Origin of the sequence: Janthinobacterium sp. KBS0711, from assembly GCF_000988085.1 — a bacterium.
In the GTDB taxonomy this organism is placed as follows: Bacteria; Pseudomonadota; Gammaproteobacteria; order Burkholderiales; family Burkholderiaceae_D; genus Janthinobacterium; species Janthinobacterium lividum_E.
Map to the genome: position 1 here is coordinate 172,680 of NZ_LBCO01000033.1, position 20,266 is coordinate 192,945.

Below are 20,266 nucleotides of genomic sequence, written 5' to 3' on the forward strand. Positions count from 1 at the left end.
GGAACAGGGCAGAGTCGTGGCATAGTGCACGCTGATCATGAAATAAGCGCATGCACGATGAATTGGTGGAATGGGATTTCTTTTGCGGCCGACATGTCCGTGATGGGGCCGGCTGGCGTGGCGATTGCCCTGTGGCTGCTCGTGTCGCGCCAGTGGCGTTTGGTGCTCAGCTGGAGCCTGTGGTACGGCGGCGGCCTGGCCCTCGTGGTGCTGTCGAAGCTGGCGTTCATGAGCTGGGGCGTGGGAAGCAGCACTCTCGACTTCACTGGTTTCAGCGGCCACGCCATGCGCGCCGGCGCCATGTTTCCCGTGCTGATGTATGTGCTGCTACAGCGGGCCGAACCGCGCTGGCGCCATGCCGGCGTGCTCGTCGGCGTAGCCTTTGCCGTGCTGGTGGCCATTTCCCGCGTGGTCGTGCATGCGCACAGCGTGTCGGAAGCCGTCAGCGGCTGCGTGCTGGGCCTGGCGCTGGCGCTGGGCTTCATGTGGAATGCCCGTGGCGCAGTCAATTTCGCCGTCAGCCATGCGCTGGCCCTGGCCAGCCTCGTGCTGATGGTGGTGCTCAGCTTCAAGGCCGAACCCATGCCGACCGAGCAGTGGCTGCAAAAACTGGCCATGGTGCTGTCCGGCCATGAGCGCGTTTTTTCTCGTGCAGACTGGAAACTGGCGCAGGATGGCCGTCCTGCCCGGTGATCTGCTGACAACTGGCGCCTGGCGCTACGGTTTTTTGGCCAGAAAAGCATCAGGAAATGGTATGATGAACCACTTTTTTGCGTTGAATGGCCAGGCAGCCATCGTGATGCTGCATCTGAACTGAATATGAACCGGGTTCACCCATAATATAACCGCCAGCATAGGCCAGGAACTCTAAAACACGTGCGTCTCTCTTCCATCAAGTTGTCGGGATTTAAGTCTTTCGTCGATCCCACCAATTTCCAGGTGCCAGGCCAGCTCGTGGGCGTGGTCGGGCCGAATGGCTGCGGCAAGTCGAACATCATCGACGCCGTGCGCTGGGTGCTGGGCGAATCGAAAGCGTCGGAATTGCGCGGCGAATCGATGCAGGACGTCATTTTCAACGGTTCCACCCACCGCAAGCCTGCCGGGCGCGCTTCCGTGGAACTGGTGTTCGACAATAACGATGGCAAGGCGTCCGGCCAGTGGGGCCAGTACGCCGAGATCGCCGTCAAGCGCACCCTGACGCGCGACGGCACGTCCACCTATTACATCAATGGCCAGCCCGTGCGCCGGCGCGACATCCAGGATATTTTCCTTGGCACGGGCCTCGGTCCGCGCGCCTACGCCATCATCGGCCAAGGCATGATTTCGCGCATCATCGAATCGCGCCCGGAAGAATTGCGCGTCTTCCTCGAGGAAGCTGCCGGCGTATCGAAATACAAGGAACGCCGCCGCGAAACGGAAAACCGCCTGCAGGATACGCGCGAGAATTTGCTGCGCGTGGAAGACATCTTGCGCGAACTCAATGCCAATTTGGAAAAGCTGGAAGCACAGGCGGCCGTGGCCACCCGTTTCCACGCCTTGCAGGCGGACCAGGAAGAAAAACAGAAACTGTTGTGGCTGTTGCGCAAGAACGAGGCGCAAAACGAGCAGACACGCTATTTCCGCGAAGTGGAACAGGCGCAGACGGACCTGGAAGAGCAGACGGCCAAGCTGCGCAATGTGGAACTGACCCTTGAGCAGATGCGCCAGGCGCACTTTGCCGTGGGCGACCGCCTGCATACGGCGCAAGGCCATCTGTACCAGACGAATGCGGAAATCGGCAGCCTGGAAGCACAGATCAAATTCGTCATCGAATCGCGCGCCCGCCTGCAGGCGCAGCTGGCCACCCTGACGGCCCAGCGCGACCAGTGGAACAGCCAGGGCGCCGAATACCAGGAGCAGATCGAAGAGGCGGAATTCCATCTCGAGGAACTGGCCGCCAAGGTGGAACAGTCGCAAATGATGGCCGAGCAGAAGGGCGAGCAATTGCCCGAGCTCGATGCCGCCTGGCGCGCCGCGCAAAACAAGAGCACGGAATCGCGGGCGCGGATCATGCAGGCCCAGCAGCAGCTGGAACTGGAATCGGCGCACCAGCGCAACGCTTCGAACATCCTGGCCAGCTTGCTCACGCGCCGCGAGCGCCTGCAGCAGGAAAAGAACAGCCTCAGCCTGCCCGACAGCAGCCACCTGGAAAACCTGAAACTGCAGCTGGAAGAAAAGCAGCAAACCCTGGAAGAGCAGGGCTTTTACCTGGAAGAAGCGCTGGAGCAGCAGCCGAAGCTGGAGCAGGAACGGGCCGAAGCCCAGGCGCAGGTGAATGCCGAGACGGCCGCCAACGCCCAGCTGGAAGCGCGTCTTTCCGCTTTGAAACAGTTGCAGGAACGCGTACAAACCCAGGGCAAGGTCCAGCCGTGGCTGAAAAAGCACGAGCTCGACACCTTGCCCCGTTTATGGCAAAAGCTGCAGATCGAAGCGGGCTGGGAAGCTGCCATGGAATCGATCCTGCGCGAGCGCACGTCGGCCTTGCAACTGTCGAACATTGACTGGGCCAAGGCCTTCTTTGCCGATGCGCCACCAGCCAAATTGGCCCTGTATGCGCCGTCGACCGTGGCGCCGCTGCCGCAACCGGAAGTGCCGGGCCTGAAGCCTTTCCTGAACTTGCTCAAACTCAATGATCCGGGCTTGCGCGGCTTGCTGCAGGATTGGCTGTACAACGCCTACGCCGTGGAAGACGCGGCCGAAGCGCTGGCCGAACGTAGTAAATTGCCGCCGGGTGGCTATTTCGTCACGCGCGCCGGCCACGTGGTCACGGCTACCAGCGTGCGCTTCTATGCGGCCGATTCGGAGCAGGAAGGCATGCTGGGCCGCCAGCAGGAAATCGAGAATATCGGCAAACAGTTGCGCGCGCAGCAATTGCTGGCCGAAGAGGCGCGCGCCCGTTCCGTGCGGGCCGACGCTGCCGTCGCTACCTTGACGCGCAACCTGTCCGACTTGCGCCTGCGCATACAGCAGCTCACTTCCTCTGTGCACACCTTGCAGCTGGACGTGGTGAAACTGTCGGAAGTGGAAGCGCGCTTCAACCAGCGCAGCACGCAGATCGGCGCCGATTTGGCGGAAATCGCCGCACAGGAAGCGGAGCAGCAGCAGATCAAGGCTGAATCGGAAGAGAAATTCGAACAGCTGGACATGGAACTGGGCAACTTGCAGGAAGCGCACGAAGACGGCCATACGGACTTCCTGCAAAAGGAACAACGCCTGGCCGAGGCGCGCGAAGCTTTGCGCGACCTGGAGCGGGCCGCCAAGGATACGGAATACGCGGAAAAAGCCCACCGCGCGAAGATCGAGGAATTGCGCCGCAACATCGCCACGGCCAGTACGCAGGCCCAGCAAGTGACGGCCAGCCTGCAGGCGGGCGAACTGGAACTGGCCAACCTGGAAAGCGGCGCGGCTGCCGACGGCTTGCAGGACTTGCTCGAGCGCCGCACGACGCAGGAGCGGGCGCTGGCGGACGCGCGCCACGAACTGGATCAGATTACGCAGCAGCTGCGCCTGTCCGAAGATGCGCGCACGCAATCGGAACGCAGCTTGCAGCCGCAGCGCGACAAGATCATGGAAATGCAGCTCAAGGAACAGGCCGCGCGCCTGAACCAGGAGCAATTTGCCCAGCAATTGCTGGAATCGGGCGCCGATGAAGCTGTCTTGAGCGAAAAGCTGCACCCGGACATGCGTCCATCGTATCTGCAGGGCGAAGTGACGCGCCTGACCAACGCCATCACGGCCCTGGGCGCCGTCAACCTGGCCGCGCTGGACGAGCTGGCGCAGGCATCCGAGCGCAAGAATTTCCTCGATGCCCAGAATGCCGACCTGACGGAAGCGATCAATACCCTGGAAGACGCGATCCACAAGATCGACAAGGAAACGCGCGACTTGCTGCAAGACACGTTCGACAAGGTCAACCATCACTTTTCCGAGCTGTTCCCCATCCTGTTCGGCGGCGGGCAGGCCAAGCTGACCATGACGGGCGACGAGATTCTCGATTCCGGTGTACAAGTCATGGCGCAGCCTCCCGGCAAGAAAAATGCCACCATCCACCTGTTATCGGGTGGAGAGAAGGCGCTGACCGCGACCGCATTGGTGTTTTCCATGTTCCGCCTGAATCCGGCGCCGTTCTGCCTGCTCGACGAAGTCGATGCACCGCTGGACGATTCGAACACGGAACGCTTCTGCCGCATGGTCAAGCGCATGTCCGACCAGACCCAATTCCTTTTCATTTCGCATAACAAGATTGCGATGGAAATGGCCCATCAATTGATCGGTGTGACGATGCAGGAGCAGGGCGTATCGCGCATCGTGGCGGTGGACATGGAGTCCGCCGCAAATTTTGCAACCGAGGCACAAGCAGCATGACAGACCTTCAAATTACCTTGTTCGGCGCCGGCGGCGTCTTTATCGTCGGCGTTTTCTCGTACAACAAATGGCAGGAATACAAGGCCAAGAAAAGCGTGGAACGGGCTTTTTCCACAGACCATGACGACGTGCTGATGCGCGAGGGCGATGCACCTGCGGTGGAAGCCCAGGAACCCGTCTTGCGCCAGGAACCGCGCTTTGATGCCGCACCCGCCGCCAAGGCCGAACCATCGTTCGGCGCGCCGCCAGCGGCGCCCGTGCCCGACGCGCCCGTGCATGCGGAACCATCGTTAGGTGGTGCCGGCATGGAAGCGCCTGCCGCCGCCCCTGTCGCGCCGGTGCAGCCGGAAGTCAGTGCCGCCAGCGAGCAGGCGACCAGCCTGGTCGACCCGCTCATCGATTGCCTGCTGCCTCTGTCGCTGGACGCGCCCGTGCGCGGCGACAAGATCCTGCCCGTGCTGCAAACCCTGCGCCTGGTGGGCAACAAGCCCGTCCACTTCATCGGCTTGCACGTGAATGGCGACTGGGAACCGATCACGCATGGCGGTGTCTACACCAAGATGCAGGGCGGCGTGCAGCTGGCCAGCCGCAGCACGGCCTTGAATGAACTCGAATACTCGGAACTGGTCACGCGCCTGCGCGGTGTGGCTGACGAAATCGGCGCCGAGCCGGAAGTGCCCGACATGATGGAAGTGATGGCCGAAGCGCGTAATCTGCACCGTTTCGTTGCCGGCCACGATGCCCAGCTGGGCGTGAACCTGCACACGAATGGCGCGCCATGGGCCATTTCCACCTTGCTGTTCGCGCTGGAAAAGCAGGGCTTTGACGTGCGTCCGGATGGCCGCTTCGTCATGCCCGACGGCGAGGGCGGCTATCTGTTCTCGCTGTCGACGAACGTCACGCTGGCCGAGGAAACGACACCCCGTTTGACCTTGCTGCTGGACGTGCCCTGCGTGGCGCCCGCGCGCGACGGTTTCGGCGCCATGGTCGCTTGCGCCAAGGCACTGGTGGGGCGCCTCGATGCGACCATCGTCGACGATTACAACCAGGCCCTGTCCGATGCGGCGCTGGCCGAGATCGCCGGCCAAGTGCAAGAGTTTTACCAGGAAATGGACGCGGCCGACATTCCGGCCGGTTCTACCCGCGCCCTGCGTTTATTTAGCTGAAGAATCCCGCAACAATGACTGATCCGATCAACCAGGACGCCGCCCAGCGCGTCCTGGATCTCACCGCCGAACTTAATCGGCACCTGCACGCCTACCACGTGCTCGACAACCCCACGATCCCCGACGCCGAGTACGACAAGCTGTTTGTCGAACTGCAGGTGCTGGAAGCGACCCATCCCGACTTGCGCACGCCCGATTCGCCCACCTTGCGCGTGGGCGCGGCGCCCTTGCCGCAATTCGAGCAAGTCACGCATACGGTGCCGATGTTGTCGCTGAATAATGGTTTCTCCGACGACGATATCGTCAATTTCGACCGCCGCGTGCGCGAAGGCCTGGGCCTCGATGCGCAGGACGTCGCGTACGCGGCCGAAGTGAAATTCGACGGCCTGGCCATCAACCTGCGCTATGAAAACGGCCTGTTCGTGCAGGCGGCCACGCGCGGCGACGGCGCCACGGGCGAGGACGTGACGGCGAATATCCGCACCATTTCCGGCATCCCTTTGCGCCTGCATGGCGACAAGATTCCGGCGCTGCTCGACGTGCGCGGCGAAGTGATGATGTTCAAGGGCGATTTTGCCCGCCTGAACGAACGCCAGCGCGAAGCGGGGCAGAAGGAATTCGCCAACCCGCGCAATGCGGCGGCCGGCAGCTTGCGCCAGCTCGATTCGCGCATCACGGCGCAGCGCAAGCTGCGTTTCTATGCCTACGGCATCGGCGCCCTGGATGGCGCCGCCATGCCGGCCTCGCACTCGGCCTTGCTGGACTGGTACGAAACCTTGGGCATCCCCGTGTCCAAAGAGCGCAAGGTGGTGCTGGGCGCGCAGGGCTTGCTGGCCTACTATGCCGATATCGGCGCGCGCCGCCCCGCCTTGCCGTATGAAATCGACGGCGTCGTCTACAAGGTGAACGCGACGGAAGACCAGCAGGAGCTGGGTTTTGTGTCGCGCGCGCCGCGTTTTGCTCTTGCACATAAATTTCCAGCCGAAGAGGCGCTGACGCAGGTGCTGGGCATCGATATCCAGGTGGGCCGCACGGGCGCCATGACGCCCGTGGCGCGCCTGGCGCCCGTGTCCGTGGGTGGCGTGACGGTGACCAACGCCACCTTGCACAATGAAGACGAAGTGCTGCGCAAGGATGTGCGCGTGGGCGATACCGTCGTCGTGCGCCGCGCCGGCGACGTGATTCCCGAAGTGCTGAGCGTGGTGCTGGAAAAACGCTTGGCGCCGGCGCCGCTGCCGTTCAAGATGCTCGAAGCGTGTCCCGTGTGCGGTTCGCACGTGGTGCGTGAAGAGGGCGAGGCGATTGCCCGCTGCTCGGGCGGCCTGTTCTGTTCGGCGCAGCGCAAGGAAGCGTTTCGCCACTTCGCGGGCCGCCGGATGATGGATATTGAAGGCCTGGGGGAACGTTATATCGATACCCTGGTCGAACTGGAATACGTGCACGGCTTGGCCGACCTGTACAGCCTGACCCTCGATAAACTGCTGGAAATGAAGCTGCGCGCCGACGAGCGCGACGGTTCGACGCCAGAAACCGTGCAACAAGGCAAGATTCCCACCAAGTGGGCGGAAAACCTGCTGGCAGGTATCGAGGCGAGCAAGCGCCCACCGCTTGAGCGTTTCCTGTTCGCGCTGGGCATCCGCCACGTGGGCGAATCGACGGCCAAGACCCTGGCCGAGTGGCTGGGCAGCCTGGCGTATGTGCGGAAAGCGCCAGCGGCCTTGCTGCGCGTGCTGCCCGACATCGGCGGCACGGTGGCGGAATCGATTGCCGATTTCTTTGCCGAAGAAAAGAACCAGCAGGCGCTGCAGGCATTGCTGGACGCTGGCGTGACGCCACAGGGTGAACATGCGCCCAGCGCCAAGCTGCGCACGCAGCTCGAGGAAACCAAATTGTTGGCGGCCATCGGCATTCCGAAGCTGACGGAGCCGCGCAGCAAGCAATTGGTGGAGCGGGGCGTGACCCTGGCCAGCCTGGCCGCGCAAGGCGCCAGTTTCCACGCGGGTTTGCCGGCCGCCGTGGCCGAGTCGCTGGCGCAATGGCTGGCCGATGAAAACCATGTCAAGCTGCTGGTTCAACTGGACGCCCTGAGAAATGAATTACTGTCACAATTGCCTGAAATGCCAGCCGCTGGCGGCAAGCTGGACGGCAAGACCTTTGTCCTGACGGGTACTTTGCCCAACATGAGCCGTGACGAAGCCGCGGAGCTGATCGAGGCGGCCGGCGGCAAGGTCAGCGGTTCCGTGTCGAAGAAAACAAATTATGTCGTGGCCGGCGCCGACGCTGGCAGCAAACTGGCCAAGGCCCAGGAACTGGGTGTGACTTTGCTTGACGAGGCTGGTCTGCTAGTATTGCTGGCTCAGCAATAAGTTGATCGATTAATCCGATCCATTTGCACCTGAATAATATCGAATCTCAACATTTTACTTGCAGAAGATCTATGAAAAAAATTAGAAAAGCAGTCTTTCCCGTCGCCGGCCTGGGCAGCCGTTTCTTGCCTGCGACCAAGGCGCAACCGAAGGAAATGTTGCCCATCGTTGACAAGCCATTGATCCAATACGCGGTGGAAGAAGCCGTGGCGGCAGGTATTACGGAAATGATCTTCATCACGGGCCGCAACAAGCGCGCCATCGAAGACCATTTCGATACCGCCTATGAGCTCGAGTCGGAACTGGAAGCGGCCGGCAAGCGCCAGTTGCTCGAGATGGTGCAAAACGTCATTCCCAAGCACATCAATTGCATTTACATACGCCAGTCGGCGCCGCTGGGCCTGGGGCATGCCGTGCTGTGCGCCCGTCCCGTGATCGGCGACGAGCCGTTTGCCGTCTTGCTGGCCGACGACTTCATGGACGTGGAAGAGGGTGTGCGCCCCGTGCTGGCGCAGATGACCGATGTCTTCCAGTATGAAAATTGCTCGCTGCTGGCGGTGCAGGACGTACCGCGCGCGGAAACCAAGCAGTACGGTATCGTATCGGCAAAGAATTATCAGCCCGACCTGGAACTGGTCTCGGCCATCGTGGAAAAGCCTGCGCCCGAAGAAGCGCCATCGACCTTGGCCGTGGTGGGCCGCTATGTGCTGACCAGCCGTGTCTTTAATCACCTGGAAAATATCGGCACGGGCGCCGGTGGCGAAATCCAGTTGACGGACGGCATCGCCGCCCTGATGCGCGAAGAGCGCGTGCTGGCTTACCGCTATCAGGGGCAGCGTTATGATTGCGGCTCCAAGTTGGGCTATCTGAAGGCCACGACGGCAATGGGCATGAAACATCCGGAAACGGGTGCGGCCTTCCGCACCTATCTGCAAGAACTGCAATCGGCAGTAGAAGAAAAATGACAGTACGCGAGATTCTGAAGATGGGTGATCCGCGCCTGTTGCGGATGGCCGAGCCCGTGCGTGAGTTCGATACGCCCGAACTGCACGCCTTGATCGCCGACATGTTCGACACCATGCACGCGGCCAACGGCGCGGGTCTGGCGGCGCCGCAGATCGGCGTCAACCTGCAACTGGTGATCTACGGCTTCAAGCAGAATCTGCGTTATCCCGACGCGCCGCAAGTGCCGGAAACCGTCTTGATCAATCCGGTGCTGACGCCTTTGTCGGAGCGCAAGGAAGAGGGTTTTGAGGGTTGCCTGTCCGTGCCCGGCTTGCGCGGCAGCGTGCCGCGCTGGAGCGAGCTGCACTACGAAGGCGTGGACCAGTTCGGCCAGCCCATCAGCCGCGACTGCGACGGCTTCCATGCCCGCGTGGTGCAGCATGAAGTGGATCACCTGCACGGCATTCTGTATCCGATGCGTATCGTCGACTTTACGCAGTTCGGTTATACCGAGGTCATGTTTCCGGACCTGGATCCGAACGACGACGATTGATCGGCGCCTGAGAAAACGCCCATGGCGGCGTTGCATTGCCTCGCCGTACTATTCGTACTGTCTTCGGCAATGCGCCTTGCCCTGAGCGTTTTTCAGGCGCCTCGTGGCTGTCACTATCAAATAAAAAATGGCCGCGCAGCGATCAGCTGGGCGGCCATTTTTATATGCGAAGCAAACCTAGCGCACCTTGCGGCTGCTGCCCAGGTTATCGAGCAAGGTTTTTAGTTCATCCTGCATGGCGTCCGTCAGATTCAGGAAGCGGCAGCCGATCTGCACCTGTTCGCCCAGCAGGAAGGAGCGGAAGGTGCGCGACAGGCGGATTTCCAGGTCGGCGATCATGACCTTGTTCGGTCCCAGTTCCAGGCGCACGCGCGACAGCTTGCGGCCCACGTACAGGCCGACCGTATCGCGCGGATGGGCGCGCATGCCGATGCCGCCGGCCGAGAAATCATACAGCTGCAATTCATACGGACGACCTTCGAGCACGAAGGCGGCCAGGTAGTACACGCCCAGCGGGGTTTCCAGGCGCGTCGATTCGCGCCGTTCCAGCACCAGGCAATGACTGGGGAAGTTCGTCAGGTAGACGTTCGGACGGTCGGGATACGCTTGCCATTCGCCATTGATGGTGAATTGCAGTTTGGCGCTTTGCACCCATGATACGAACGTGGCGCCACCAGGCGGCAGGGTCGCGCCTTCATTGAGTTCCAGCACGAATTGCGGCAAGTCATCGTCGACGGACAGGATGCGCCCCAGGATGACGTCTTCTCCGCCCGTCGGGTAGATGGAAATGGCGTCGCCGTTGTCAGCCAGGCTGCACAGGGTTTCGCCGATATCCCACGGATCGCTCATGTGGTGCGGCTTGGTGCCGGGTGCCATCGGCTCGGCCACGTCGGCCAGGCTGGGCGCGCCCTTGCGCAGGGGATTGGGGATGGGATCGTTCACGACAGCGTATCTCTTTTGTTCTAATGGGAATAGTGTATAGGTTTAAAGCAATATTTACTAATTAAATCACAATAATTGTTTTTATATCACTATATTCCTGTTGCTTATGTGGCCTGGCCTGACAGGCCACCTTGACGTCGCCGCTTAAAACTGTTCGTCTGCGCTCAAGTAACGCCATTGGCCCGTCGGCAAATCGCCCAGCTTGACCTTGCCGATGCGCACGCGTTTCAAGCCCAGCACTTTCAGGCCGACGGCTTCGCACATGCGGCGGATCTGGCGTTTCTTACCTTCGCGCAGGGTAAAGCTCAGCTGGTCTTCGTTTTGCCAGCGCACCTTGGCCGGCAGCAACGGCTTGCCGTCGAGCCACAGGCCGTGGTTGAGCTTTTTCAGCTCGCTGTCGGGCAGGGTGCCGCCCTTGGTGTAGCTCACGCGCACCAGGTATTCCTTGTCGATATCGGTATCGTGGCCGATCAGCTGCTTGGCCACGCGCCCGTCCTGGGTCAGGACCAGCAAGCCGACGGAGTCGATGTCCAGGCGGCCGGCGGCGACCAGGCTGCGCAGCTGGGTCGGGTGGAACTGTTCCGGGCTGCGGTCTTCCGCCCAGCGGTTTTCCGCCTTGATCAGGGCCACGGCGGGCGTGTAGCCGTCTTCGGCCTGGCCGCTGACGTAGCCGACCGGTTTGTTGATCAGCACGGTAACGCGCTTCGATTGCTCGGCCGCCGCCTGGCGTTCCACGGTGACTCTTTGGCTCGGGTAGACCTTGCTGCCCAACTCGGACACCACCTTGCCATCCACGCGGACCCAGCCGCGGGCGATCCATTCATCGGCTTCGCGGCGCGAGCACAGGCCCAGTTCGGACATGCGTTTGGACAAGCGTAATAATTCTTCGGTCATGTTGTTTCAGTTTCAGTAAGGGTAGGCGTTGCACAGGAGGTCATCACACCTTCAGCGCATCGAGTAAATCGGTTTCCAGCAATATCTGGTTGCGGGCATTGTTGAGCGCGGGACCGTCGATGAGGAAAACGTCTTCGACCCGCTCGCCCAGGGTCATGATCTTGGCCGTGTGCAAGTTGATGCGGTACTTGGTCAGCACGTTGGCGATCGCATACAGCAGGCCCGTGCGGTCGTTGGCCGCCACCGACAGCAGGTAATACTGGCCCCGTTCGTCAGGCCGCAAGTCGACCGTCGGCTGGAAGGGGAAGGTGCGCGACAGGCGCGACAGCCGTCCCTTGCCCGGCGGCGGCAGCGGCGTCTGCGACTGCAGCAGCTCGCCCAGTTCATGCTCGATCAGGCTGATGATGTCGCGGTAGCTCTTGGCGAAGTTCTGCTCGGTGACTAGGAAGGTGTCGAGCGCATAGCCGTTTTTCGTCGTGTGGATCTTCGCGTCGAGGATGCTGAAATTCTTGCGGTCGAAATAGCTGCAGATGCGCGCGAACAGGTCGGGCTGGTCGGGAATGTACACGGCCACCTGCAAGCCTTCGCCGATGGGCGCCAGCCGGCATTTTACCACCGGCAACTTGCTGTCGAGCTTGTCATAAAGCGAACGCGTCTGCCAGGCGATGTCGGACGCGTCGTGGCGCAGGAAGTACGCGACGTCCAGCTGTTGCCACAGTTTCAGGTGGGCGTCCGGCGGCAAGCCGTACAGGCGTAGGGTGGCCAGCGCTTCCTGCTGGCGGTTTTTCAGCTCGCGGTCGGCCGTGTGCGGCTCGCCGCCCAGCACGCGCAGGGTGATCTTGTACAAGTCTTCCAGCAGCTTGCCCTTCCAGGCATTCCACACTTTCGGGCTGGTGCCGCGGATGTCGGCCACCGTCAGCAGGTACAAGCCCGTCAGATGGCGCTCGTCCTTGACCACCTTCGCAAACGCCTGGACGACGTCAGGGTCGGACAGATCCTGCTTTTGCGCCACTTGCGACATGGTCAGATGATTTTCCACAAGGAATGCCACCAGTTCCGTGTCTTCTTGCGACAGGCCGTGGTCCTGGCAGAACTGGGTGGCGTCGGCCACGCCCAGCTTCGAGTGGTCGCCGCCGCGGCCCTTGGCGATGTCGTGGAACAGGGCCGCCACGTACAGCAACCACGACTGCGAGAAATCAGCCATCAGCTGGCTGCAGAACGGGTATTCATGCGCGTGTTCGCTCATCGTGAAGCGGCGCATGTTGCGCACCACCATCAAAATGTGCTGGTCGACCGTGTACACGTGGAACAGGTCGTGCTGCATCTGGCCCACGATGCGGCGGAAATTCGGCAGGTAGCGCCCCAGGATGCTCATCTCGTTCATGCGCCGCAGCGCGTGGATGATGCCGACCGGCGCCTGCATGATGCGCAGGAAGAGGGCGCGGTTGACGGGGTCCTGGCGGAAGGCGGAGTCGATCTTGAAGCGCGCATGCCACAGGGCCCGCGTGGCGCGCGACGTCATGCCCTTCAGGGCCGGGCGCTCCGTCATCAGGACAAAGATTTCCAGCATGGCCGACGGGTATTGCTCGAACGTGTCGTCGGCGCTGATGTCGATCAGGCTGTTGACTTCATTGAAGCGCTCGTTGATGGGCACGGCCATGTCGTCTTGCGGAAACAGCCGTGCCTCGATGTTTTGCAGCAAAATCGTGTTGAGCTGGGTCACCGTCTTGGCGGCCCAGTAGTAGCGCTGCATGAGGAATTCGCTGGCGCGGCGCATGTGCGGCCCGCTGCCCGTCGCTTGCAGGCCCAGCGATTCGGCGATCGCCGTCTGCACGTCGAACACGAGGCGGTCTTCGCGCCGGCCCGCGTGCAGGTGCAGGCGCACGCGGATATCCTTGAAGGCGCGCTCCTTTTCCATCAGCTGGCGCGCTTCCGTCAAGGTGATCAGGCCGCCCGTGGCCAGGGTGCGCCACGAGTTGGCCAGGCCGGCCGCCTTGGCCACCCACAGGATGACCTGCAGGTCGCGCAGGCCGCCCGGGCTTTCCTTGCAATTCGGTTCCAGGCTGAAGGCCGTGTCTTCGTATTTGGCATGGCGCTGGCGCATTTCCGCCGTTTTTGCCTGGAAGAAGGCCTGCGGGTCCATGGCCGCGTCATAGCGCTGCTGCAATTGCGCGAACAGGTCCGCGTTGCCGCACACGAGGCGCGCTTCGAGCAAGCTCGTTTGCACGGTGATGTCGGCTTTCGATTCGACCATGCATTCATCGACCGTGCGAATGCTGTGGCCGATTTCCAGGCCCAGGTCCCACAGCAGTTGCACCAGTTCCTCGAGCTTTTCCTGCGTGGCGGCGTCCGGCGCCTGTTGCAGCAGGATCAGCAGGTCGACGTCGGAATACGGAAACAGTTCGCCGCGGCCATAGCCGCCCACGCCCACCAGAGCCGTGCCTGGCGGCAAGCCCGCTTCCTGCCAGGCGCGCGCCAGCACGCCATCGACGCTGTGGCGCAGGCTGCGCAGCAGTTTTTCAGGCTTGCCGTCGGCCTGGAAGGCCGCAATGACGACCTGGCGGTCGGCTTTCAGTTGCTGTTTCAGCTGTTCCCGAACTTGCTTTTTCATCTGGGCCCTGGGTGGCGGTGGGTCGGGTGGGGTCTGGCAGTATGGATCAGGCTTTGCTGGTGATAAAGGCCGGTGGTGGCGGCATGCCGGGCGAAACGGTCAGCACTTCATAGCCCGTTTCCGTGACCAGCACCGTGTGCTCCCATTGCGCCGACAGGCTGCGGTCCTTGGTTTTGATGGTCCAGCCATCGTTCATTTCGCGGATTTCGCGGCGGCCCGAGTTGATCATCGGTTCCACGGTAAAAATCATGCCCGCTTCCAGGCGTTCCAGGGTGCCTGGTTTGCCGTAATGTAATACCTGCGGTTCTTCATGGAAGACCTTGCCGATGCCGTGGCCGCAGAATTCGCGCACCACGCTGTAGCCTGCCTTCTCGGCGTGCTGCTGGATGGCGTGGCCGATATCGCCCAGGTGGGCGCCCGGCTTGATCTGGTCTATGCCCAGCCACATGCATTCATAGGTGATTTCCGACAGGCGCTTGGCCAGGATGGTCGGCGTGCCGACGAGGAACATACGGCTGTTGTCGCCGTGGTAGCCGTCCTTGATGACGGTGATGTCGAGGTTGACGGAGTCGCCGCTTTTCAGGACCTTGTCGCCAGGAATGCCATGGCAGATGACGTCGTTGACGGAGGTGCAGATGGCTTTCGGGTAAGGCGTGTAGCCGGGCGGGCAGTAGTTCAGCGGGGCAGGGATGGCGCCCTGCACGTTGACCATGTATTCATGGCACAGGCGGTCCAGCTCGCCCGTCGTGACGCCGACCTTGACGAAGGGAGTGATATAGTCGAGTACTTCGGCGCCGAGCTTGCCGGCAACGCGCATGCCTTCGATGTCGGCGGCGGTATTGATACGGATGGTGGACATGGTGTGATTCGCAATCTGCAAGAATTCAGGTGAAAAGCACAGACGATTCCTGTTATATGGGAAAAAGTCTGCAAATATGTCGAAATTATAAACGAGGCGCCCTGAATCCGCCGCCTCCTTCCTATGGCCGCAAGGGGATTTGTGGGGAGAAAACGGATGAAAAGGCCACGCGGCCACACCTTGCACCACCGTGGTGCGCTGGGTGTTTCCGCAGGGCGCGCGATTTGCAGCGTGGACTTGATGCGGCAGGCATTTCAGTGTAGAATCCCGGGTTGCTTGAATTCTCTTTTAGGCAATGCAGTAAAACAGTGTCTTTAATTTATATAAACACGCGAATCCGGTCGACAAGGGTGCCTGTATGGTGACTGATCGGATTCCAGACCCAACCCTGGAGTTAATAATGTCCGTAACAATGCGCGAAATGCTGGAAGCCGGTGTCCACTTTGGTCACCAAACCCGTTTTTGGAATCCAAAAATGGCACCGTTCATCTTCGGCCATCGCAACAAGATCCACATCATCAACCTGGAAAAAACCATGGCGATGTACCAGGATGCAATGAAGCACGTGCGTCAACTGGCTGCAAACCGTGGCACCATCCTGATGGTTGGCACCAAGCGTCAAGCTCGCGAAATCATCGCTGCTGAAGCACAACGCGCTGGCGTGCCTTTCGTTGATCAGCGTTGGTTGGGCGGCATGCTGACCAACTTCAAAACGATCAAAACCTCGATCAAGCGTCTGAAAGACATGGAAGTGATGATCGAAGACGGTTCGATCGAGAAGCTGTCGAAAAAAGAAGCGCTGATGTTCTCCCGCGAAATGATCAAGCTGCAAAAATCGATCGGCGGCATCAAGGACATGGGCGGCATTCCTGACGCAATCTTCGTCGTCGACGTCGGCTACCACAAAGGTGCGATCACCGAAGCAGCTAAACTGGGTATCCCGGTCATCGGCGTTGTCGATACCAACCACTCCCCAGAAGGCGTGAACTTCGTGATCCCAGGTAACGATGACTCCTCGAAAGCCATCATGTTGTACGCTCGCGGTGTTGCTGATGCAATCATCGAAGGCCGTGCAGCTGCCGGTAACGAAGTTGTTGAAATGGTTAAAGCAGCCGCTGGCGACGAATTCGTCGAAGTTAACGAACAGGCTTAATGGCCAGGCTATCGCAAGATAGCCGTTTGTAAGCACAGCAGTAAGGGAAAAGGGGTGGCAGCAGCTCCCCCTTTTTTTTAACAAAAAAACGATAGTGACCGCTGGCGAGGCATGCATGCCCGGCCGCGACTATCGACTCACCGAATCAGGAGAAACACATGGCAGCGATTACAGCAGCGATGGTAGGCGAATTGCGCGGCAAAACCGACGCACCAATGATGGAATGCAAAAAAGCACTGACCGAAGCCGAAGGCGACATGGCGCGTGCGGAAGAGATCCTGCGCGTCAAACTGGGCGGCAAGGCATCGAAAGCATCGGCACGCATCACCGCTGAAGGCGTCGTGGCAACTTACATCGCCAACGGCGTAGGCGCCCTGGTCGAAGTGAACTCGGAAACCGACTTCGTTGCGAAAAACGACGATTTCCTGGCGCTGGCCAACAACGCTGCCCGTCTGGTAGCGGAACACAACCCGGCTGACGTCGCTGCCCTGCTGGCCCTGCCACTCGACGGCAAGACCCTGGAAGACGTGCGCGCTGCCCTGATCGGCAAAATCGGCGAAAACATGACCATCCGCCGCTTCCAGCGTTTCGAAACCAGCGCCAAGCTGGCTTCGTACCTGCACGGTTCGCGCATTGGCGTGATCGTCGAATTCGACGGCGCCGATGAGCAAGTGGGCAAAGACGTGGCAATGCACATCGCTGCCATGAAGCCAGTGTCGCTGTCGTCGAACGAAGTTCCAGCGGAACTGATCGAAAAAGAGCGTTCGGTTGCACAACTGAAAGCCGAAGAAGACGCAGCCAAAGCGGCCGCCGAAGGCAAGCCAGCGCAATCGCCGGAAATCCTGGCCAAGCGCCTGGAAGGTTCCGTACAGAAGTTCCTGAAAGAAGTGTCCCTGCTGAACCAGGCTTTCGTGAAAAACGACAAGCTGTCGGTTGAGCAAATGCTGAAGGCGGCTAACACCAGCGTCAAAGGTTTCGCCATGTACGTAGTGGGCGAGGGCATCGAGAAGAAGCAAGACGACTTCGCAGCAGAAGTCGCAGCACAGATGGCTGCCTCCCAGGGAGCGTAAGTAAAGCGGGCCGAGAGGCCCGTTTTTTTGGCCCGCCCGCACCTGTCGTGCCGGGCGGCGGCATGGGCAGCACCGCGCGCCTATCCGGCGCTGCAAGGCGCTGCGCCATGTCATACTCGAATAACCTCATTTATGGAGCCCCAGCTCATGTCAAAACCAGCCTACAAGCGCGTCCTCCTCAAGTTGTCCGGCGAAGCCCTGATGGGCGATGATCCCTACGGCATCAATCGCGCCACGATCGAGCGCATGGTGGCCGATGTGGCCGAGGTGGCGAAGTTGGGTGTGGAACTGGCAATCGTGATTGGCGGCGGCAATATCTTCCGCGGCGTCGCGCCTGGCGCGCAAGGCATGGACCGTGCCACCGCCGACTACATGGGCATGCTCGCTACCGTGATGAACGCACTGGCACTGGCCGATGCCATGCGCCACGTCGGCATTACTGCGCGCGTCATGTCGGCCATCGGCATCGAACAAGTGGTCGAGCCGTACGTCCGTCCGAAAGCCCTGCAATACCTGGAAGAAGGTAAAGTGGTCGTCTTCGCCGCCGGTACCGGCAATCCGTTCTTCACCACCGACACGGCAGCCGCCCTGCGCGGTTCCGAGATCAGCGCCGAGATCGTCCTGAAGGCCACCAAGGTCGACGGCGTCTACACGGCCGATCCGAAGAAGGATCCGAATGCCACCCTGTTCCACACGATTACGTTCGACGACGCCATCGCCAAGCACCTGCAAGTGATGGACGCCACCGCATTCGCCCTGTGCCGCGACCAGAAACTGCCAATCAAAGTGTTTTCGATCACCAAGCCAGGCGCGCTGATGCGCGTCATCATGGGCGAAGATGAAGGCACGCTGGTTCACGTCTAAATTAGTATTGGTAGTCATTTCAAGATTTATTATCATTAACAGCGCCTGACAAAACCGTCGCGAGCGGAAGGGAGAGGTGGCCGAGAAGCGCAACCGTACCGAGGTACGGTGAGCATCGCAGGCCGCCTATGCCGACGCGCAGCAGGTTTTGACAGGCGTCACTACAGGAGTACAGTAATGTCCTTAGCTGACGTTAAAAAGAACACCCAGGAACGCATGACGAAGTCGCTGGAAACACTGAAGGCCGATCTGGCCAAAGTGCGTACCGGCCGCGCCCATACGGGTATCCTGGACCACGTGATGGTCGATTACTACGGTTCGCCGACGGCGCTGACCCAGGTCGCCAACGTGACCCTGATCGACGCGCGCACCATCGGTGTGCAGCCATACGAAAAAAAGATGGCCACCACCGTCGAAAAAGCCATCCGCGACGCCGACCTGGGCCTGAATCCATCGGCACAGGGCGACATGATCCGTGTGCCGACGCCGCCGCTGACGGAAGAGCGCCGCAAGGAAATGGTCAAGCTGGTCAAGAGCGAAGCGGAAGACGCGAAGATTGCCGTGCGTAACATTCGCCGCGATGCGAACGAGTCGCTGAAGAAACTGGTCAAGGAAAAAGCCTGCTCCGAGGACGATGAGCGCCGCTCGTCGGAAGAAGTGCAGAAGCTGACGGACAAGTTTATTGCCGACATCGACAAGATGGTTGTCGACAAAGAAAAAGAAGTGCTGACGGTCTAGTTTTCAGTCCTTTTGACGCTGCCCGGGAAAGCATGGCTTTTCCGGGCAGTGCTATTTGGAGCATAATAGTTATCTTTTATTTTTGGTATTCGTGTTTTCATGATCTATTCGAGTTCGACAACGGCAGTACCTGAGGTGGGCACGGTGCCGCGCCATGTGGCAATCATTATGGATGGCAATGGCCGCTGGGCAACCAAGCGCTTTCTGCCGCGCGTGGCTGGTCACGTCAAGGGCGCCGATACCGTGCGCCGTGTCGTCGAGACCTGCCTCGAGCGCGGTGTCGAATACCTGACCTTGTTTGCCTTCAGTTCGGAAAACTGGCGCCGCCCGGAAGAAGAGGTGTCGCTGCTGATGCGCCTGTTCGTCACGATGCTGGAACGCGAAGTGGTCAAGATGCATGCCAGCGACATCCGCCTGAAGGTGGTGGGCGACCTGTCGCGCTTCAATGGCGAGCTGCAGACCCTGATCGCCAATGCGGAGCGCAAGACGGCGAACAACACGCGCCTGACGGTGTCCATCTGCGCCAACTATGGCGGCCGCTGGGACATCATGCAGGCAGTCAACAAAATGACGGCCGAGGCTGCCGCCAATGGCCAGCCTGCCGGGCACGCTTACACGGAAGAGCAACTGGCGCCGCACCTGGCCATGGCGTACGCGCCCGAGCCCGACCTGTTCATCCGCACGGGCGGCGAGCAGCGCATTTCCAATTTCCTCCTGTGGCAACTGGCGTACACTGAGTTGTTTTTCACCGAGACTTTCTGGCCCGACTTCAATGACGAGTGCCTCGACGCGGCAATCGCGTCTTACCAGCAGCGCGAACGGCGCTTTGGCCGTACCAGCGCGCAATTAACTGAAAAGACAAACTGATGCTGAAAACACGGATAATCACCGCCCTGGTCCTTCTGGCGGTCTTGCTGCCGGTTCTGTATCTGAATTATTTCCCCGCCTTCGCCGTGATCGCCACGGCGTTCTTCGGCGCCGCCGTCTGGGAAAGCTTCCGCATCTTCAAAAATCGCCATGCGCTCGTGATTGCCGCCGTCTGGACTGCCGCCTTCGCGTATACATTCTTTGTCGGTAACGGCATGGCGCAGCTCAATTTCTGGTTCGCCCTGTGCGTGGCCATCTGGCTGATCCGCTTCGTGCCCTCGCTGGCAACGGGCTTGCCGCCCACCGAAGGCTTGGGCAATACCTTGCTCAGCCTCGTGTACCCGGTGACCATCGTCGGCTGTTTTGTTGCCATCATCGCCTTGTTCCTGCATAGCCCCTTGTACTTGCTGTCCGTCATGGCCCTCGTGTGGATCGCCGATATCGGCGCCTATTTCTCGGGCAAGGCTTTCGGCAAGCGCAAGCTGGCGCCAAGCATTTCCCCAGGTAAATCCTGGGAAGGCGCCATTGGCGGCGGCATCGCCGTGCTCGTCATCGCCGCCATCACCATCGTGGCCGCGCCATCGCTGCCGGTGCTGCAAGACACCTTCGCCGTGCAGCTGCAATTGCGCCGCGGCTGGCTCGTGGCCTTGCTGGTGCTGCTGCTGGTCGTCGCCGCCAGCATCGTCGGCGACCTGTTCGAATCCCAATTGAAGCGCCGCGCCGGCATCAAGGACAGCAGCAATCTGCTGCCTGGCCATGGCGGCGTACTCGACCGTATCGACGCGTTGATCCCGGTCCTGCCATTTGCCGCCCTCGTGGCCAGCTGGCTTTAAG

The 20,266-nt window shown here is 60.7% G+C and carries 17 protein-coding genes; 13 read left to right on the forward strand and 4 right to left on the reverse strand.

Translation table 11 applies throughout. From position 1 onward, the window contains the following. Window positions 1–57: 57 nt before the first annotated feature. The 7 genes from VM94_RS19455 (at window position 58) to def (ending at window position 9,434) form a co-directional block, all read left to right on the forward strand. A complete protein-coding gene (locus VM94_RS19455) occupies window positions 58–693 on the forward strand; it encodes a phosphatase PAP2 family protein (RefSeq protein ID WP_235432962.1) in 636 nt (211 codons plus the stop codon). Beyond that, a complete protein-coding gene (locus tag VM94_RS28580; protein ID WP_160309307.1) occupies window positions 674–817 on the forward strand; it encodes a hypothetical protein in 144 nt (47 codons plus the stop codon). The genes VM94_RS19455 and VM94_RS28580 overlap by 20 nt, the downstream gene beginning before the upstream one ends. A gap of 59 nt (window positions 818–876) precedes the next feature. Next, window positions 877–4,404 carry a chromosome segregation protein SMC gene (smc, locus tag VM94_RS19460; protein WP_082127805.1) on the forward strand — a complete coding sequence of 1,176 codons (3,528 nt, stop codon included), beginning with the start codon at window positions 877–879 and terminating at the stop codon, window positions 4,402–4,404. Beyond that, entirely contained in the window at window positions 4,401–5,570 is a 1,170-nt protein-coding gene (locus tag VM94_RS19465) for a cell division protein ZipA C-terminal FtsZ-binding domain-containing protein (protein ID WP_046684957.1), read from the forward strand. The genes smc and VM94_RS19465 overlap by 4 nt, the downstream gene beginning before the upstream one ends. A 14-nt stretch (window positions 5,571–5,584) precedes the next feature. Next, window positions 5,585–7,936, forward strand: coding sequence for an NAD-dependent DNA ligase LigA (ligA, locus tag VM94_RS19470; RefSeq protein WP_046684958.1), 2,352 nt, complete (start codon window positions 5,585–5,587; stop codon window positions 7,934–7,936). 71 nt (window positions 7,937–8,007) lie between these two features. Next, the gene (gene galU, locus VM94_RS19475) at window positions 8,008–8,901 is read left to right on the forward strand and encodes a UTP--glucose-1-phosphate uridylyltransferase GalU (protein WP_046684959.1); all 894 of its coding nucleotides are present in this window, start codon (window positions 8,008–8,010) and stop codon (window positions 8,899–8,901) included. Continuing rightward, the gene (def, locus tag VM94_RS19480) at window positions 8,898–9,434 is read left to right on the forward strand and encodes a peptide deformylase (protein WP_034752265.1); all 537 of its coding nucleotides are present in this window, start codon (window positions 8,898–8,900) and stop codon (window positions 9,432–9,434) included. The genes galU and def overlap by 4 nt, the downstream gene beginning before the upstream one ends. Window positions 9,435–9,611: 177 nt before the next feature. Here the strand turns inward: def and VM94_RS19485 are convergent, their stop codons facing one another. From VM94_RS19485 to map, 4 genes are all read right to left on the reverse strand, one after another. Beyond that, window positions 9,612–10,376, reverse strand: coding sequence for a flagellar brake protein (locus VM94_RS19485; protein ID WP_082127806.1), 765 nt, complete (start codon window positions 10,374–10,376; stop codon window positions 9,612–9,614). Between the two features lie 144 nt (window positions 10,377–10,520). Next, entirely contained in the window at window positions 10,521–11,270 is a 750-nt protein-coding gene (locus tag VM94_RS19490) for a pseudouridine synthase (protein WP_034752263.1), read from the reverse strand. 43 nt (window positions 11,271–11,313) lie between these two features. Next, a complete protein-coding gene (locus VM94_RS19495) occupies window positions 11,314–13,881 on the reverse strand; it encodes a [protein-PII] uridylyltransferase (protein ID WP_046684960.1) in 2,568 nt (855 codons plus the stop codon). Between the two features lie 46 nt (window positions 13,882–13,927). After that, on the reverse strand, window positions 13,928–14,740 hold the full coding sequence (gene map / locus VM94_RS19500) for a type I methionyl aminopeptidase (RefSeq protein ID WP_046685531.1): 813 nt from the start codon (window positions 14,738–14,740) through the stop codon (window positions 13,928–13,930). Between the two features lie 400 nt (window positions 14,741–15,140). Between map and rpsB the strand changes: the two genes are divergently transcribed. The 6 genes from rpsB to VM94_RS19530 all read left to right on the forward strand — a co-directional run bounded on the left by rpsB (window position 15,141) and on the right by VM94_RS19530 (window position 20,265). Beyond that, window positions 15,141–15,893 carry a 30S ribosomal protein S2 gene (gene rpsB, locus VM94_RS19505; RefSeq protein ID WP_010397614.1) on the forward strand — a complete coding sequence of 251 codons (753 nt, stop codon included), beginning with the start codon at window positions 15,141–15,143 and terminating at the stop codon, window positions 15,891–15,893. 158 nt (window positions 15,894–16,051) lie between these two features. Further along, the gene (gene tsf, locus VM94_RS19510; protein WP_034752260.1) at window positions 16,052–16,963 is read left to right on the forward strand and encodes a translation elongation factor Ts; all 912 of its coding nucleotides are present in this window, start codon (window positions 16,052–16,054) and stop codon (window positions 16,961–16,963) included. A gap of 147 nt (window positions 16,964–17,110) precedes the next feature. Continuing rightward, on the forward strand, window positions 17,111–17,827 hold the full coding sequence (pyrH, locus tag VM94_RS19515; protein WP_034752258.1) for a UMP kinase: 717 nt from the start codon (window positions 17,111–17,113) through the stop codon (window positions 17,825–17,827). Window positions 17,828–18,004: 177 nt separating this feature from the next. Beyond that, window positions 18,005–18,565, forward strand: a complete 561-nt coding sequence (gene frr, locus VM94_RS19520) for a ribosome recycling factor (protein ID WP_046684961.1) — start codon at window positions 18,005–18,007, stop codon at window positions 18,563–18,565. A 99-nt stretch (window positions 18,566–18,664) separates the two neighbouring features. Continuing rightward, a complete protein-coding gene (gene uppS, locus VM94_RS19525; protein WP_046684962.1) occupies window positions 18,665–19,432 on the forward strand; it encodes a polyprenyl diphosphate synthase in 768 nt (255 codons plus the stop codon). Beyond that, window positions 19,432–20,265 carry a phosphatidate cytidylyltransferase gene (locus VM94_RS19530; RefSeq protein ID WP_046684963.1) on the forward strand — a complete coding sequence of 278 codons (834 nt, stop codon included), beginning with the start codon at window positions 19,432–19,434 and terminating at the stop codon, window positions 20,263–20,265. Before uppS ends, VM94_RS19530 begins: the two co-directional genes overlap by 1 nt. Window position 20,266: the final 1 nt, after the last annotated feature.

Excerpts from the sequence above, each read along its gene's own strand:
- tsf (WP_034752260.1), top strand. The coding sequence starts at position 16,052 with ATGGCAGCGATTACAGCAGCGATGGTAGGCGAATTGCGCGGCAAAACC.
- VM94_RS19530 (WP_046684963.1), top strand. The coding sequence starts at position 19,432 with ATGCTGAAAACACGGATAATCACCGCCCTGGTCCTTCTGGCGGTCTTG.
- galU (WP_046684959.1), top strand. The coding sequence starts at position 8,008 with ATGAAAAAAATTAGAAAAGCAGTCTTTCCCGTCGCCGGCCTGGGCAGC.
- VM94_RS28580 (WP_160309307.1), top strand. The coding sequence starts at position 674 with ATGGCCGTCCTGCCCGGTGATCTGCTGACAACTGGCGCCTGGCGCTAC.
- VM94_RS19495 (WP_046684960.1), bottom strand. The coding sequence starts at position 13,881 with ATGAAAAAGCAAGTTCGGGAACAGCTGAAACAGCAACTGAAAGCCGAC.
- frr (WP_046684961.1), top strand. The coding sequence starts at position 18,005 with ATGTCCTTAGCTGACGTTAAAAAGAACACCCAGGAACGCATGACGAAG.
- ligA (WP_046684958.1), top strand. The coding sequence starts at position 5,585 with ATGACTGATCCGATCAACCAGGACGCCGCCCAGCGCGTCCTGGATCTC.
- pyrH (WP_034752258.1), top strand. The coding sequence starts at position 17,111 with ATGTCAAAACCAGCCTACAAGCGCGTCCTCCTCAAGTTGTCCGGCGAA.
- uppS (WP_046684962.1), top strand. The coding sequence starts at position 18,665 with ATGATCTATTCGAGTTCGACAACGGCAGTACCTGAGGTGGGCACGGTG.
- VM94_RS19490 (WP_034752263.1), bottom strand. The coding sequence starts at position 11,270 with ATGACCGAAGAATTATTACGCTTGTCCAAACGCATGTCCGAACTGGGC.
- VM94_RS19465 (WP_046684957.1), top strand. The coding sequence starts at position 4,401 with ATGACAGACCTTCAAATTACCTTGTTCGGCGCCGGCGGCGTCTTTATC.
- def (WP_034752265.1), top strand. The coding sequence starts at position 8,898 with ATGACAGTACGCGAGATTCTGAAGATGGGTGATCCGCGCCTGTTGCGG.
- map (WP_046685531.1), bottom strand. The coding sequence starts at position 14,740 with ATGTCCACCATCCGTATCAATACCGCCGCCGACATCGAAGGCATGCGC.
- VM94_RS19455 (WP_235432962.1), top strand. The coding sequence starts at position 58 with ATGAATTGGTGGAATGGGATTTCTTTTGCGGCCGACATGTCCGTGATG.
- rpsB (WP_010397614.1), top strand. The coding sequence starts at position 15,141 with ATGTCCGTAACAATGCGCGAAATGCTGGAAGCCGGTGTCCACTTTGGT.